General features: G+C 33.4%; 15 protein-coding genes. 8 read left to right on the top strand and 7 right to left on the bottom strand.

Annotation, left to right across the window (positions count from 1 at the left end; all coding sequences use genetic code 11):
* Nucleotides 1-3 precede the first annotated feature (3 nt).
* Together HM986_RS03725 and HM986_RS03720 are read right to left on the bottom strand one after the other, a co-directional pair.
* Nucleotides 4-969 carry a hypothetical protein gene (locus tag HM986_RS03725; protein WP_179333726.1) on the bottom strand — a complete coding sequence of 322 codons (966 nt, stop codon included), beginning with the start codon at nt 967-969 and terminating at the stop codon, nt 4-6.
* A complete protein-coding gene (locus tag HM986_RS03720; RefSeq protein ID WP_179333725.1) occupies nt 962-4090 on the bottom strand; it encodes a leucine--tRNA ligase in 3129 nt (1042 codons plus the stop codon). Before HM986_RS03720 ends, HM986_RS03725 begins: the two co-directional genes overlap by 8 nt.
* A 284-nt stretch (nt 4091-4374) precedes the next feature.
* Here HM986_RS03720 and HM986_RS03715 point away from each other — a divergent pair, with 284 nt between their 5' ends.
* The 4 genes from HM986_RS03715 (at nt 4375) to truB (ending at nt 7203) form a co-directional block, all read left to right on the top strand.
* Nucleotides 4375-5253: a cell division protein FtsX gene (locus HM986_RS03715; RefSeq protein ID WP_179333724.1), complete on the top strand. Its 879-nt coding sequence runs from the start codon at nt 4375-4377 to the stop codon at nt 5251-5253.
* A 139-nt stretch (nt 5254-5392) separates the two neighbouring features.
* Nucleotides 5393-5656, top strand: a complete 264-nt coding sequence (locus HM986_RS03710) for a DUF3098 domain-containing protein (protein ID WP_179333723.1) — start codon at nt 5393-5395, stop codon at nt 5654-5656.
* 56 nt (nt 5657-5712) lie between these two features.
* Nucleotides 5713-6504 (top strand): undecaprenyl-diphosphatase UppP, encoded by a 792-nt coding sequence (uppP, locus tag HM986_RS03705; RefSeq protein ID WP_179333722.1) that lies wholly within the window; start codon nt 5713-5715, stop codon nt 6502-6504.
* Nucleotides 6505-7203 carry a tRNA pseudouridine(55) synthase TruB gene (gene truB, locus HM986_RS03700; RefSeq protein ID WP_179333721.1) on the top strand — a complete coding sequence of 233 codons (699 nt, stop codon included), beginning with the start codon at nt 6505-6507 and terminating at the stop codon, nt 7201-7203. It begins immediately after the preceding gene.
* A gap of 15 nt (nt 7204-7218) precedes the next feature.
* Here the strand turns inward: truB and HM986_RS03695 are convergent, their stop codons facing one another.
* A complete protein-coding gene (locus HM986_RS03695) occupies nt 7219-8139 on the bottom strand; it encodes a LysR substrate-binding domain-containing protein (RefSeq protein WP_179333720.1) in 921 nt (306 codons plus the stop codon).
* Nucleotides 8140-8233: 94 nt separating this feature from the next.
* On the opposite strand from HM986_RS03695, the gene HM986_RS03690 reads away from it, so the two are divergent.
* The 3 genes from HM986_RS03690 to HM986_RS03680 all read left to right on the top strand — a co-directional run bounded on the left by HM986_RS03690 (nt 8234) and on the right by HM986_RS03680 (nt 11303).
* Nucleotides 8234-9760 (top strand): catalase, encoded by a 1527-nt coding sequence (locus HM986_RS03690; protein ID WP_179333719.1) that lies wholly within the window; start codon nt 8234-8236, stop codon nt 9758-9760.
* A gap of 69 nt (nt 9761-9829) precedes the next feature.
* Nucleotides 9830-10348, top strand: coding sequence for an ankyrin repeat domain-containing protein (locus HM986_RS03685; RefSeq protein ID WP_179333718.1), 519 nt, complete (start codon nt 9830-9832; stop codon nt 10346-10348).
* Nucleotides 10349-10568: 220 nt separating this feature from the next.
* A complete protein-coding gene (locus HM986_RS03680) occupies nt 10569-11303 on the top strand; it encodes a hypothetical protein (RefSeq protein ID WP_179333717.1) in 735 nt (244 codons plus the stop codon).
* A 66-nt stretch (nt 11304-11369) separates the two neighbouring features.
* On the opposite strand, the gene HM986_RS03675 is transcribed toward HM986_RS03680, so the two are convergent.
* A complete protein-coding gene (locus HM986_RS03675; RefSeq protein ID WP_246288443.1) occupies nt 11370-12011 on the bottom strand; it encodes a thioredoxin family protein in 642 nt (213 codons plus the stop codon).
* A 214-nt stretch (nt 12012-12225) separates the two neighbouring features.
* Between HM986_RS03675 and HM986_RS03670 the strand changes: the two genes are divergently transcribed.
* Complete coding sequence (locus HM986_RS03670) at nt 12226-12789, top strand: DNA-3-methyladenine glycosylase I (RefSeq protein WP_179333716.1); 564 nt, start codon at nt 12226-12228, stop codon at nt 12787-12789.
* Here HM986_RS03670 and aat read toward each other — a convergent pair.
* From aat to HM986_RS03655, 3 genes are all read right to left on the bottom strand, one after another.
* A complete protein-coding gene (aat, locus tag HM986_RS03665; RefSeq protein WP_179333715.1) occupies nt 12770-13408 on the bottom strand; it encodes a leucyl/phenylalanyl-tRNA--protein transferase in 639 nt (212 codons plus the stop codon). The genes HM986_RS03670 and aat overlap by 20 nt on opposite strands.
* A gap of 256 nt (nt 13409-13664) precedes the next feature.
* Nucleotides 13665-14042, bottom strand: coding sequence for a DUF3127 domain-containing protein (locus tag HM986_RS03660; protein ID WP_179333714.1), 378 nt, complete (start codon nt 14040-14042; stop codon nt 13665-13667).
* 44 nt (nt 14043-14086) lie between these two features.
* Complete coding sequence (locus HM986_RS03655) at nt 14087-14956, bottom strand: flavin reductase family protein (protein ID WP_179333713.1); 870 nt, start codon at nt 14954-14956, stop codon at nt 14087-14089.
* Nucleotides 14957-15106: the final 150 nt, after the last annotated feature.

Genomic DNA, 15106 nt, shown 5'->3' with positions numbered 1-15106 from the left:
AGGCTAGGCTTTGGTAAGTTCAAAATAGCTTAAAAAATAGTTTTCTTCACACGGTGTTAAAGCATGGGGATAACTTGGAATAAGTAGTACACCTTTGGGTGTTAAATTCCATGTTTTATACTGCCAATGACGGTCATCAACAAAAGTTTCGCATTCTTCTTGTCGATCAGCCTCTGCATTATCATATTTAGTTTTTAACTTCTGAAAAAAATCAACCTTCGGAAATAAGGTTTCCACCTCTTTAACTTCTTCTAAGGTTTCAAGATTAAAATTATAAGCGACATTACCATGAGAAGGGTGTGCACCACCACAATAGACACTGTAATATTTTAAGTAACTTATAAATTTAGTATCGACGAGGTTGATGTCGTATGAAATTTCAAACCAAGAATTACAATCTAGTTTGTCTTTAGAATCTTCTAAATGAATAGCATCTAAAATAGGATTGAAAACAGCGCGTTGTTCAGGGGTAAATCCATTGCCTAATCTAAATAAGGGTAGCTGAGAATATTTTTCGTGAAACCAAACTAACTGCTTGTCTTGGTAATTAACGATGCTGTCTTTTACAAAGGTTAGTTTAGGATTTCTAAAATCTTCTAAGGGGTCTTGTTTTGTTTCAGTTAAAACAACGTTGTATGTTTTATCTTTTATTTTGAAATTACCTTCGAGTTGATTCCCTTTTTTTGTTAATTGAAAAACTTCGTCAGCATCTAAGACTTTTTCAGGTCTAAAAAAATAGTCATCAATTAAAGTTAGTTTATCTTTTTCGAAATCACCAGATATTGGAATACTAATGAGTTTAGAATCGTAAAAATAATAGCCTTCTAATTCACCAGAGGTTGAGTCTTTTTCGTGAGGATAAATTGTGACTTCTAAATGAATAGGATAATCACCAATAGTACCATCATAGGCTTGTGACCAACTAATTATTGGTAAGCATATGATGATATATCTTAGAAGTTTACCCAACAATATTTACAATTTTACCAGGAACTACGATGACTTTTTTAGGTGTTCTACCTTCTAATTGTGCAATTGTTTTTTCGTGAGCCATTACGGTTTTTTCAATATCGTCTTTACTCATATCCATTGGTAATTCTAGTGTAAAACGCATTTTACCATTAAACGATATTGGATATTTTTTACTGCTTTCTACTAAATAACTTGCTTCAAATTTTGGGAAAGCTGCCGTTGATATCGATTCCGTATGTCCTAATTTTGAATATAATTCTTCCGCAATATGCGGTGCATAAGGCGAAATTAAAACCAACAAAGGTTCTAAAATAGCTTTGCTTGTACATTTTTGTTGTGTTAACTCATTAACGGCAATCATAAAGGTAGATACAGAGGTGTTAAACGAGAAGTTCTCAATATCTTCTTGGACTTTCTTTATGGTTTTGTGTAATGTCTTTAGGTTGTCTTTAGTTGGTTCTGCATCATTTACTCCAAACCCACGTTTAACGACTTTTCCAGCAGAATATACATCATCTGTACTTGGATTATGAAGGTAATAATCCGGATTATCTTTGTTTATATCATCACCTTGATGATATAATTTCCATAGTTTTTTAAGGAAATTATGGACTCCTGTAATCCCAGCAGTATTCCAAGGTTTGTATTGCTCTAACGGCCCTAAGAACATTTCGTACAATCTTAGACTGTCTGCTCCGTAATCGGCAACAATGCTATCTGGATTGACCACATTGTATTTTGATTTAGACATTTTTTCAGGAACTCTTTCCGTTATAAATTTGCCTTTCTCATTTTTTAAAAAGCTATATTCTTTATTATGCAAATAATAAAGAGCTGAATTATTCAAACTATCAAAATTTATGCTATCATCTAGCTCAACACAATCAATAGGGATATGTAGCTCAACTGGTTCGCATTTAATAGTTAAATCAGTTTTCGATAAGAACTTGAATTGCTCAAAATCTAAAAGGTTATCCAACCAATTTGTAATTGAACCTTTTAAAAATTCTGATTCAATTTGCTCTAATTTAATAGCTTTATGAAATTGTTTAGATAAATCTTTAGACAGAAAATAGTTTTGACTTTGCACATTAGCTAAATATGTCAAATCTTCAAGAAAATCACTTTCAAACTCTTTACTATATTTAACTTTAGGGTCTACATTTAAAATCAAAACCATGGGAAAAGCACTAGTCCCCAATATCATCCCTTGGTTAATCAACTTTTTAAAAGGCTCTTCTACATTGACATAACCGCGGTCTTTCAATAATTTCACCCAGAAACGCGAGTAGAGTAGGTGACCTGTAGCATGTTCGCTACCACCAATATATAAATCTACATTTTCCCAATACTTAAGCGCGTCTTCACTTGCAAAAACACCATCTCTATTAGCCGTATCTTCCATATAACGGAAGAAATACCAAGAACTACCAGCCCAACCTGGCATGGTATTTAATTCTAGTGGGTGAATTGTTGTATTGTTTATCTTATCATTAGAAACCACAGAATTACTTTCAGTACACCAAGCCCAAACGTCTGCACGTCCTAAAGGTGGTTCACCTTCTTCGGTTGGTAAATATTTTTCAACTTCAGGAAGTCTAATTGGTAAATGTGCCGCATCAATCATTTGAGGTTTGTCGTTCACATAATACACTGGGAAAGGTTCTCCCCAATAACGTTGACGAGAAAAAACAGCATCACGTAATCGGTAATTGGTTTTGCCTTCTCCTTGTCCTAATTGCTCTAATTGATAAATAGCGAGTTTAGATGCTTTTTTATAAGCTAATCCGTTTAAGAAATCACTATTTGCAATTTTTACATTGTCTTTAGAGGCGTAAGCTTCTTCAGAAATATCAACACCTTCAAATATATTTGGTCTCGCAATATCAAAATGTTTTGCAAAATCGTAATCACGTTGGTCACCACAAGGCACTGCCATGACTGCGCCTGTTCCGTAGCTTGCTAACACGTAATCGCCAATCCAGATCGGAATAGGTTCTTTAGAAAACGGATGTTCTGCATAGGCGCCAGTAAATACACCAGAAATGGTTTTTACATCGGCCATACGATCGCGTTCACTACGTTTCGCTGTTTTTTCTATGTAGGCTTCAACTGCTTCTTTTTGTTCTGCTGTTGTAATTTTTGACACTAATTCGTGTTCTGGAGCTAAAGTCATAAATGACACTCCAAAAATAGTATCTGGTCTTGTGGTGAAAACGTCGATGACATCATCGTGTCCATTCACATTAAAAGTTACCGAAGCACCAACGGATTTACCAATCCAGTTTTTTTGAATATCCTTTAAAGCGTCAGTCCAATCAATGGTATCTAAACCTTGAAGTAAACGTTCCGCATAAGCAGAAATTCGCATGCTCCATTGTGTCATTTTTTTACGAACAACAGGATGTCCACCACGTTCTGAAACGCCGTTTACTATTTCGTCATTTGCTAAAACAGTTCCTAATGCAGGGCACCAGTTCACTTCTGTTTCTGCTAGATAGGTTAATCTGTATTTTAAAAGGATGCTTTGTTGTTCTTCTGAGGTGTAATTATTCCATTCTTCGGCTGTAAAAGGCTCAATATTATCATCACAAGCTGCATTTATTGTTACGTTTCCCTTTGACACAAATTTTTCAACTAAAGTATCAATATGCTCAGCTTTGTTTGAATCGTTATTGTACCAAGATTCGAATAATTGGATGAAAATCCATTGTGTCCATTTATAATATTCAGGATTAGAGGTACGTACTTCACGACTCCAATCAAAAGAAAAACCAATCTGATCTAACTGACGACGATACGTTTTTATGTTCGCTTCTGTAGTGACTGCAGGGTGCTGACCCGTCTGAATCGCATACTGCTCTGCTGGTAAACCAAAAGAATCATAACCTTGTGGATGTAAGACATTAAAACCTTTATGACGTTTGTAACGCGCATAGATATCACTAGCAATGTAACCTAAAGGGTGACCAACATGTAAACCAGCTCCTGATGGATAAGGGAACATATCTAATACATAATATTTAGGTTGGTCGCTAGTGTTTGAGGCTTTAAACGTTTCGTTTTTTGCCCAGTAGTCTTGCCACTTTTTTTCAATGTCGTTGAAATTGTATGTCATATGAATTGTCTTTTCACGCAAAGGCGCAGCGTCTCAAAGTATATCGTTATGAAAATTTTCTTTGGGACCTGGCGCCTTTGCACGAATTTGCCTTTAGGTTAAAGCACAAATTTAAACCTATTACAACAGAATTAAAAACGAAACGTTGTAATACTTAAAGACTATTTATAACTTAAAATTATTGAGTTTAAAAAATCTAGAGTTTCACTTGCAGTTATTCCAAACATTAAATAGTAAGAAAGCAATTTCTTTATTATTTTTACAGCATAAATCCGCATGTATTCATGGCATCATCTTTTGACAAATATCAAAAACGTAAACTTATATCGTCTTACATCTCTGTAGTGATAAGTATCGCTTTGGTTTTGTTTCTTTTAGGCTGTTTAGGTCTTTTAGTTATCAATTCTAAAAAAGTGGCTGATCATTTTAAAGAGCAAGTAGTTATGACCATTTATTTGAATGATACGGCAAAAGAGGTTGAAGTCAATCAGCTAAAGAAGAGTTTAGCCATGGCAGATTACACAAAAAATGCACTTTATGTTTCCAAGGAAGAAGCTGCAGAATTTATGAAAGCAGAAACCGGCGAAGATTTTATGGATTTTGTGGGTTATAATCCTTTAAAGAATTCGATAGACGTGCACTTAAAAGCAGATTTTGTAACGACAGAACAATTAACAGAAATAACGGACGACCTCTCAAATAAGGCGTTTATTGAGGAAATAAGGTATGATAATGACCTTGTGGAATTAATGAATGATAACGTAAAAAAGATTACGTTTTGGGTATTAATTATAAGTGGGTTGTTTACGTTAATTGCGGTACTACTAATTAATAGTTCTATTCGTTTAGCGGTGTATTCTAAGCGCTTTATTATAAAAACCATGCAAATGGTTGGGGCAACAAAAACATTTATCCGACGCCCTTTTGTATGGAAAAGTGTGCAATTAGGAATCATAGGTGCACTAGTGGCATTAGCAGGAATGGCGGTAGTTTTATACTATTTAGATATTACATTCCCAGAATTAGAATTACTGAAAAACACTGTATTGATTGCAGGTCTGTTTGTTGGAATTTTTCTTTTAGGTATTCTAATTACTTGGATTAGTACGTTTATTGCTACACAACGTTTCTTAAACTTAAAAACGGATCAATTGTATTATTAATTTGTTGGCTTAGCACTGAATGTTTTGTTTCTCTAATGAGGCTTAAACACACTTAAGTGTTAGGAAAATACTAATCTGAAGTTATTTTAATAAATAAATCTGTTACTTTGCAACGTATTAAAGCATAGCTTAAAAAACCATGGGAGAACAAAAACGTAAGGAAGATTCTAAATCTGAATTCATCTTCGGAAAGAAAAACTATAAATTCTTATTTATAGGTTTAGCATTTATAGTTATTGGTTTTATATTAATGTCTGGTGGCGGTAGCGACGATCCTAATGTTTTTGATGAGTCTATATATAACTGGAGACGTATTCGTTTAGCTCCTACCCTTGTATTAATTGGCTTTGGTGTTCAGGTCTATGCTATTCTCTTAAACCCTAAAAAGGACTCCAAAAAATAAGTCACATTTTACATACATTTACAGCGTATCATTCTCTTAATTGATACTTTTGCCTCATGGAAATTATAGATGCAATTATATTAGGAATCATTCAAGGTCTTACTGAGTTTTTACCAGTATCATCGAGTGGTCACTTAGAAATTGGAAAAGCCATTCTTGGCGACGAATCTTTACCTAAAGAAAGCTTATTGTTTACTGTGGTACTTCACTTTGCTACAGCATTGAGTACTATGGTTATTTTTAGAAAAGATATTTTAGATATTATAAAAGGTGTTTTAAAATTTGAATGGAATGAAGATCTTCAGTTCATTTCAAAAATTGCTTTATCCATGATACCAGCTGTTATTGTTGGTTTATTTTTTGAAGAAGAATTAGAACAGCTTTTTAATGGAAATATTCTACTCGTAGGTTGTATGCTTATTGTTACAGCCGTTTTACTTTTCTTAGCAGATAAAGCTAAGGATACACAAAAGAAAGTTTCGTTTTCTAACGCTTTTATCATTGGTATATCTCAAGCGATTGCAATGTTGCCTGGAATTTCACGCTCTGGTGCTACAATTTCTACATCTGTTTTATTAGGTAATGATAAAACCAAAGCCGCTCGTTTTTCATTTTTAATGGTGGTACCTCTGATTTTTGGTAAAATAGCAAAAGATCTTTTAGGTGGCGAATTAACTTATGATAGTTCTAATATAACAGCCTTAAGTGTTGGTTTTATCGCTGCATTTGTTGCCGGTTTATTTGCCTGTACTTGGATGATTGCTTTAGTGAAAAAAAGTAAGTTATCTTATTTTGCTATTTATTGTGTTGTTGTTGGTGTTATTGCTATAATTTGGTCTCTCGTATAAATGAAAACTAAAGAAGATTATTTAAGTGGACAAGTCTTACTGATAGACAAACCGTTAACATGGACCTCTTTTCAGGCGGTGAATAAATTGCGTTGGGAAATTAGACATGCTTTCGATATTAAGAAGATTAAAGTTGGTCATGCCGGAACCTTAGATCCATTAGCGACAGGTTTATTGGTGATTTGTACTGGTAAAATGACCAAGCAAATCAACATTTTTCAAGGTCAGGAAAAAGAATACACCGGAACCTTTGTGATTGGTAGTACAACACCTTCTTTTGATTTAGAAACAGAAGTGAATGAAACGTTTCCAACAGACCATATTACCGAAGAATTGATTCAAGATACAATTCCCCAATTTATAGGTAAAATTGAACAATATCCACCTGTGTTTTCTGCCATTAAGAAAGATGGAAAACGTTTGTACGAATTTGCACGCGCAGGTGAGGAGGTTGAAATTAAACCCAGACAAGTTGAAATTACAGAATTTGAAATCACAAAAATCACAGGTTCAGAATTGAAATTTAGAGTGGTTTGTAGCAAAGGAACTTACATCAGATCTTTGGCAAACGATTTTGGAAAAGCTTTAAAATCGGGTGGGCACTTATCAGAATTGCGTCGTACACGTATTGGTGATTTTAAAGTTGAAGATGCACTTACACCTGAAGACTTTATTCAAGGACTGCCTTCAAAAGACTGATGCTTTTTGTGTTTTCTATTTCCAATTTATTTTTATAAACCTAGTATTTTTTACAAAACTGGGAGGTGTTTTTTCTAAGACTTCTAATCTTAAAGCATCAATTAAACTATCTTTTGCAAACGAATGATGCACTGCTAAACTTACTTCACGTATCGGTTTTGGCTCTGTAAAATTAATATTGCGTCCGCTGTCGTTTTTATTAATGGCCATTTCAGGGACTAAAGTAAATCCACCATAATTATCTACCATTTTCTTTAAAGCTTCTATAGATCCACTCTGAAATTGAATATTCTGTGGGTTTGTGCTTTGCGAACAAATATTTAAAACCTGATTTCTAAAACAATGTCCATTTTTTAAAAGCCACAAATTATCTAAGTTTTCAATTTCACTGGCAGAAACCGCTTTCTTGTCTTTAAATGTTCCTTTCTGTCCGTAAAATACAAAAGGTTCATTGTACAATTTAATCTCTCTGATGAAAGGTTCATTAAGTGGTGTTACTAATATTCCAATATCAATTTCTCTTTTTTGTAATGCAGAGATAATTTGATCGGACTGCATTTCTTCAATCATAAGTATCGTATCTGGATATTTTTCAGCAAAAGATCCTGAAATTAAAGGAATTAGATAAGGTGAAACCGTTGGTAAAACGCCTATTTTATATTCGCCCACTAAGCTATCTAATTCGGTACTCACCATATTTTTTAACTCATTAACTTCTCGTAAAATTATTTTAGACTTATTAATAAATAATTCACCTAAAGCTGAAGGTTTAAAAGGAGACTTACTCTTATCGAATATTAAAAATCCAATTTCATCTTCTAATTTTTTAACCTGAATAGTAATAGTGGGTTGCGTTACAAAACATTTTTCTGCAGCAGTTACAAAATGCCGATAAGTGTCTAAAGCGATGATGTATTCTAATTGTTGAAGTGTCATTATATAGATTTTATTAATGTAAATATAAAAATTATTAATTTGATTAATATCATGAAACTATCCATTTTTGCACTAACAAATAAAAAAAGAATTCATGAAAAGAATAATTACAACCTTAGTCATCCTATCCATAGGCTTGGTAAGTTTTTCACAAAGTGAGAAAACAATGACAACTAATAATGGTGCGCCAGTTGGAGATAATCAAAACTCTAAAACAGTTGGAGAATATGGTCCTGTTTTATTAGAAGATATTCATTTAATAGAAAAATTAGCGGCTTTTGATAGAGAACGTATTCCTGAGCGTGTAGTTCACCCAAGAGGCGCTGGAGCATCTGGTTATTTTGAAGCTACAAAAGATATGTCTGATTATACTAGAGCTGTATTATTTGCTGAAGCAGGTAAAAAGACCGATTTAGCCGTACGCTTTTCTACCGTAATCCACGGAAAAGGTTCACCAGAAACAGCAAGAGATCCAAGAGGGTTTGCTGTAAAATTTTATACAGAACAAGGTAATTACGATATTGTTGGTAACAACCTGCCTATTTTTTTTATTCGAGATGCCATTAAGTTTCCAGATATGGTGCATTCTTTAAAGCCTTCACCAGAAACCAATAAGCAAGATCCAAATCGTTTTTTCGATTTCTTTTCTCATGTACCAGAAGCAACTCATATGCTTACAAGATTGTACACCGATTTAGGAATTCCTAAAGGGTACCAATTTATGAACGGTAGCAGTGTACATGGCTACAAATGGATTAATAAAGCAGGAAAAGTAACTTATGTAAAATACTCTTGGGTATCTAAGCAAGGTGAAAAAAATCTTACTGCTGAAGAAGCATCAATTCAACAAGGAAAAGATTGGCAACATGCAACGGTTAGTTTAAGAAAAGATATTGATGATAAGAATTACCCTCAATGGGATTTATATGTACAAATGATAAAGCCTGAAGATATCCATTCTTTCGATTTTTGGCCTTTAGATGCTACCAAAGATTGGCCAGCAGATAAAATTGAAAAAATTAAGATTGGTACCATGACTTTAAACCAAAATCCGGTAAATTATTTTGAGCAAGTTGAAAGTATTGCTTTTTCACCAGGAGCTTTAATTCCTGGAGTAGAACCTTCAGAAGATAAATTATTGCAAGGCCGTTTATTCTCTTATTTCGATACGCAGAGACATAGATTAGGTCCAAATTTTCAACAGTTAAAAATTAACCAACCGCTAGAAGATCCTAAAAATTATAATTCTGATAGTTGGAATAGCGCTGGAAACAAAAGATTTGAAAATCCGGATGTAAATTATCAGCCAAGTGAAAAATCTGGATTAGTTGAAGATGAACAATACAAGCAGTCTGAAACAACATTAACTAATGTAACTATCACACAAAAGAAAATTACAAAGACTAATGATTTTGCACAACCGGGAGATTTTTACAGATCTCTTACTAAAGATCAACAAGATAATTTAATTAAAAATTTAAGTGGAGATTTAGGTCAGGTTACAGATAAAAATATCCAAATGACAATGATTGGTTATTTCTATCAGGCAGATAGAGATTACGGAATGCGTATTGCAGAAGCGTTAGGTTTTTCTGCTAAAGATTTTATGAAAAAGAAATAGTACATGGTTGATGAGTAGGGAGGGAGCTGCCAGTGCAACCTCTCTATTTGTTTTTAAAAAAGTAATACAATGAAAAATATTCTACTCATTCTTGCCCTAATTTTAACTTTAGGTAGTTATGGACAAACTGTTTTTGAAGTTTCTAGAAATGGGGATTTAGAAAAACTTAAAGCATTATACACTTCAAATAATGCAATTATCAACACTGCAGATAGCAAAGGTTTTACTCCCTTAATTCTTGCTGCTTATAATGAACAGACTGTAATTGTTACTTACTTAATTGAAAAAGGTAGTGCCGTTAACGCTAAAGATTTATCAGGTAATACGGCTTTAATGGGAGTTTGTTTTAAAGGTTATTTTGATATTGCTAAAATTCTAATAGAAAATGGTGCTGCAATTAACCAGCAAAATTATAATGAAGCGACAGCATTAATTTACACAAGTACTTTTGGACACTTTGAAATAGCGGAATACCTACTACTCAATAACGCTGACAAAAGTTTAAAAGATAGTAGAGGTAATACAGCTTTAAAACATGCAGAAATGCAAGGTAATGATGACATCGTAAAGCTTTTAAAGAATAGTTAGAAAATAAAAATGGATCTTTTTCATTATTATTTAATGACTATACATCATATATTAAAACCTTGTAAAATAATGTGCTATCCTTTTCTTAATGTAAGTCTGTAACGGGGTGAAATAGGAATTTGTAAAGTGTTTAAAACAATTTTAATATATTCTAAAAAATGAAAACTCTAAATTTGGAACATCTTTTATTTTACCATAGTCGTATATACTATAAACGATATTGAATTTTGTAAATAAACATAAGGCCGCAATAATTACATTTCTTTTAGCGGGAATTGTAGTTTTTGGTATGTTTAGTGTTCAGTTGAAACTTCAAGAAGATTTAATTTCTGAAAGTTATTACCTTCTAGAGCCTGAACCTGAAATTGCAAAAGTAGATCTTCAAGAAATACAAGCTATCAACGGGAAATCTACGAACAAAGCATTCAACGAAGATCAGGAGTATAAAGAAATGATGCGTAACTTTAAAACTGTTAGAGCCAATGATTTTGAACGTACAACAAAGGCCATGGAAGATGCTAGGGCAAGTGAAGACGTGGAAGAGGAAAGAAGTATTACTAAATCGTATGCAGGTAGTAATACTTATGCTTTAAACTCTGAAGAAACAGAATCATACAAAAAATTACAAGAAGAATTAAAACAACGCCTTAAAAATAAAAGAGAAGCAGACGAGCACGCTAAAACAAAAAGTACGCTAACCTATTCATTAAAAGGGAGAACGTTAACTCACTATAAAACACCACGATATTTATGCGAGAGTGGTGGAAAAATAGTGGTGAGTATTAGAGTAGGTAACTCAGGTAATGTTATTGACGCTTATATTAATGGAGCTTCTACTTCTGATAATCAGTGCCTAATAAATCATGCTATTTCTTATGCTGAAACCGTTCAATTTGATGCGTCAGTGAAGAAAGAACAATTAGGAACTATTACCTTTTTATTTAAAGGGAAATAAAAATGGTGGCTTTGCTTACGCTCAGCCACCAAATTCCATTATAATGAGTCACTAAAAATTAAAGACTTATTTTAAATAGCTTACCAAATCTTCAATGGTCGATTGCCCTTTGTCTTTATTGTACCAGCGTTGCAGATCCTCTTTAAACTCTGGAGTTAACATGCCATGTTCAGTTTTGTAGGCTTGTACCATATTTGTGGCAACTGTAGGTCGTGGTCCAAAGGTATTTAAAACAGTAATGGTTTCAGTATCTAACATAATTAACTTTGGAATTGATTTCCCTCCATTGGTTAAGAACTGATCCATTAATGCTTCATTTTCGTCTCTGAGTACCACTTTATAATCAATATTACCATTGAGCTCTGCTACTTTATTAATTAGAGGCATAATATGCGCAGCATCTCCACACCAGCTTTCTGAAATAACTAACCACGTTACTTTTTTATCAAAATTTGCAATCTTAATATTCATGGCATCCGAAACTTTTGCAGTTTTATCCCAACGCCTCATTCGTCTGTCGTTAAGATAAGTGTACTCAATTAAGGCTTCTGATTGGTCGATTCCGGTAGTTGATTTGTCTTCAACTAATTTGGTTACCATGTTTCGGTACTCAGCATAAGTCATACTTTTATTTAGACTTTCTGAGATTATATCTTTTAATGTAAGTGTATCTGTTTCCATAGGATAAAAATAATAATCTATTGCCATTTATTATGCAACAGTTGTTACATTAGTCGAGAACTATTTCAGACCCTTTCTATTTGCTAAAAAATTGTTCTTTTAAGCTTAAATGTTTTCTTTTTAGAGTTCCTTGACGATGCTATGCAACTAGAAAAAGTTTTTATTTAATTTTAAAATTCCTAATTTTCGCCTAAACAGAAAAAGTATAAATCAATTCTTACTAATAAAAATTCCTTACAAGATGAGTAAAAACAGATGTGGTTGGTGTGTTGGTGATCCGTTATATGAGGCTTATCACGATGAAGAATGGGGAGTTCCTGTGTTTGATGATGCGACTTTATTCGAATTTTTAATTTTAGAAACGTTCCAAGCAGGTCTAAGTTGGATTACGATTTTAAGAAAGCGTGAAAATTTCAGAAAAGCTTTCGATAATTTCGATTATAAGAAAATAGTAAACTATGATGCTTCTAAAGTTGAAGAATTACTACAAGATGCTGGTATTATTAGAAATAAACTAAAGGTGAATGCTACGATAACCAATGCTCAAGCTTTTATGAAAATTCAAGATGAGTTTGGCTCATTTTCTAAATATATATGGGATTTTGTAAATGGAGCACCGATAAAAAACGCTGTTAAAATCTATAAAGATGCTCCTGCAAATACTTCTTTGAGTGATGCGATAAGTAAAGACTTAAAGAAGCGTGGATTTAAATTTGTAGGTTCTACTGTAATTTATGCACAAATGCAAGCTACAGGTATGGTAAATGATCATGAAGTCTCTTGTTTTAGATATCATGAGGTCTAATGAAATTGAGAAACTCTAATCGAGATATGTTTCTTCCACCTAAGCTTTCGAGATGTTTGGTATGTAGTTGACAATCAATTAATTTATAGTTAGAGTTTTGAACAAGCGTTATAAAACCAACTTTACTCGCATTGCTTACTTCCGCAAACATGCTTTCTCCACAGAAAACGGTATCATTAATTTCAATGCCATATAACCCACCTACGAGTTTATCATTTTGCCAAACTTCGATAGATTTAGCAAAACCTAGTTGGTGTAGTTTGCAGTAGGCACTAATCATGTTATCTGAGATCCAAGTGCCATCTTGGTCATTACGTTTGGCTTTAGCGCAGTTTTCCATCACAGTTTTAAAAGCTCTATTTGTTGTAACTTTAAAGTTGTTTTTTTTTAGCACTTGTTTCATGCTTTTAGAGACTTTTAAATCTTCTGGAAATAAAACAAATCGAGGATTTGGCGACCACCAAAGTATAGGTTCTTCATCTTGAAACCATGGAAATATACCGTTAGAGTAGGCATGTAATAAGCGCTCTGGGGATAAATCTCCGCCCACAGCTAGAAGACCTTCTGCAGAGGCTTCAGATACATTGGGAAATTCTATTTTGTCAGTTAAAAAGTACATTGATTAAAATTAAGATCGCGTTTCAGTATTTAAAATTAGGGCTTTGGCTTTGATGCTAAAAGTTTTTTACTGATATTTGAGTGGGCCTTTATTAAATATTTTTTGTTCATCATTGCTTTTTATAAGGGTCTAACCTAAAACCAAAGTATGAAGTCCTGACTAACCATCAGGGCTTTTTTTATTTAAGGTTATATATAAAAAAAGACCTGTTTTAAGCTAAAACAAGTCTTTTTTTTATGTATGTAATTTTCCTTATTTAGAAAGGTAAATCGTCGTTATCACCTTCGTTTAAATCACTAACAGGCTCAAAAGCTTCTGTTGGTGGTACCGGAGGCATATCTCCACCTGCCGCTTGCGCTTGCACAGCTTCAATTCTCCATCCTTGTATAGAATTAAAGTATTTAGTTTCACCTTGTGGATTCACCCATTCTCTTCCTCTTAAGTTAATATTAATCTTAACCTGCTGACCTTCTTTATAGCTGTTTAATAAATCACATTTATCTTGAACAAATTCCACCATAATGTGTTGTGGATATTGCTCTTCTGTGGTCACTACAACTTCTCTTTTTCTAAACCCATTACTACCAAAAGTTTGAGTCTCACCTACCATTTTAATACGTCCTTGTACTTCCATTTTTGCTTAATCTATAATATTTATAATACTTAATTTTATTCAGGCTACGAAAGTAATAACTTCCAAGCACTTTCTACGTCTCCATAGCTCAAATAATTTTGAGCTAATTTGTGTTTTTCTCTGTGAGATGCCGTTTTTATGTCGGGATAGCGCTCACAGATGTCGTCAATAAACTTATTAACATCGTCTGTGTTTGGTAAGGTTTCAACATTCGCTAACATCCCAATATTATTTCCTGTTAAAATCATGCTATTTTTTACATTGTCTGGCATGTTATCTACCCCAATGCCCATAGATGCTAATGGTTTAGGTATTTCAAAAAACCCTTTTTTAGCTCTGCTGTAATAACTTCCGCCAGCTCTTGCTACTAAATCTAAGGCTTCTTGGTTTATGGTTTGGTCAGCGTTTAAAACCTCTTCAGAAATGTGAAGTTTAACGACTTCGCAAATTACTAAATTGCCTGCACCTCCTTCAGAACCTAGAGAAATAATATCGGTTACTTTACATTCTAATTGTATGGGAGATTCTGCGACTCTAAAAGGTTTTACATTATCTGACGGTAACATGGATAAGCCTGCTTTTTCAAATTCATTTGTTCCTTCAGGATATTCAGTACTTGATAAAGACATTTGATGTACCATATCATAATTAACCACGTTAATAACCACTTCTTTGGTGGCTTCCACATTGTGTAATGTATGTTTTGTAGTGTTATCTCTAACCCGTCTAGCAGGCGAAAACACCAAAATTGGCGGATTAGCACTAAAGACATTAAAGAAGCTAAAAGGAGATAAATTAGGATTTCCATCTTTATCAACTGTACTTGCAAATGCAATTGGCCTAGGTGCAACAGCACTTAGTAAAAAGCCATGTAAAACACCTGTACCAAGGTCTTTAGGGTTAAATGTAGCCATGTAATTTTCTGGTTTTTAACAAATATAATTATATTCGGTTGGTCACAAAAGTATTTTGCCGTTGTATTAGAACAATAATTTCAACATAATTGCATTATATTTAAAATTGAAATATGCATGCTAAAACTTTTAGCGTCTAAATAAATGATT

This window comes from Winogradskyella costae (assembly GCF_013403865.1).
GTDB lineage: Bacteria > Bacteroidota > Bacteroidia > Flavobacteriales > Flavobacteriaceae > Winogradskyella > Winogradskyella costae.
Note: the sequence above shows the minus strand (reverse complement) of the source record. Positions and strands in the feature narration are given on the sequence as shown.

Excerpts from the sequence above, each read along its gene's own strand:
- aat (WP_179333715.1), bottom strand. The coding sequence starts at position 13,408 with ATGTACTTTTTAACTGACAAAATAGAATTTCCCAATGTATCTGAAGCC.
- HM986_RS03660 (WP_179333714.1), bottom strand. The coding sequence starts at position 14,042 with ATGGAAGTACAAGGACGTATTAAAATGGTAGGTGAGACTCAAACTTTT.
- uppP (WP_179333722.1), top strand. The coding sequence starts at position 5,713 with ATGGAAATTATAGATGCAATTATATTAGGAATCATTCAAGGTCTTACT.
- HM986_RS03685 (WP_179333718.1), top strand. The coding sequence starts at position 9,830 with ATGAAAAATATTCTACTCATTCTTGCCCTAATTTTAACTTTAGGTAGT.
- HM986_RS03675 (WP_246288443.1), bottom strand. The coding sequence starts at position 12,011 with ATGGCAATAGATTATTATTTTTATCCTATGGAAACAGATACACTTACA.
- HM986_RS03655 (WP_179333713.1), bottom strand. The coding sequence starts at position 14,956 with ATGGCTACATTTAACCCTAAAGACCTTGGTACAGGTGTTTTACATGGC.
- HM986_RS03715 (WP_179333724.1), top strand. The coding sequence starts at position 4,375 with ATGGCATCATCTTTTGACAAATATCAAAAACGTAAACTTATATCGTCT.
- HM986_RS03670 (WP_179333716.1), top strand. The coding sequence starts at position 12,226 with ATGAGTAAAAACAGATGTGGTTGGTGTGTTGGTGATCCGTTATATGAG.
- HM986_RS03720 (WP_179333725.1), bottom strand. The coding sequence starts at position 4,090 with ATGACATACAATTTCAACGACATTGAAAAAAAGTGGCAAGACTACTGG.
- truB (WP_179333721.1), top strand. The coding sequence starts at position 6,505 with ATGAAAACTAAAGAAGATTATTTAAGTGGACAAGTCTTACTGATAGAC.
- HM986_RS03690 (WP_179333719.1), top strand. The coding sequence starts at position 8,234 with ATGAAAAGAATAATTACAACCTTAGTCATCCTATCCATAGGCTTGGTA.
- HM986_RS03695 (WP_179333720.1), bottom strand. The coding sequence starts at position 8,139 with ATGACACTTCAACAATTAGAATACATCATCGCTTTAGACACTTATCGG.
- HM986_RS03710 (WP_179333723.1), top strand. The coding sequence starts at position 5,393 with ATGGGAGAACAAAAACGTAAGGAAGATTCTAAATCTGAATTCATCTTC.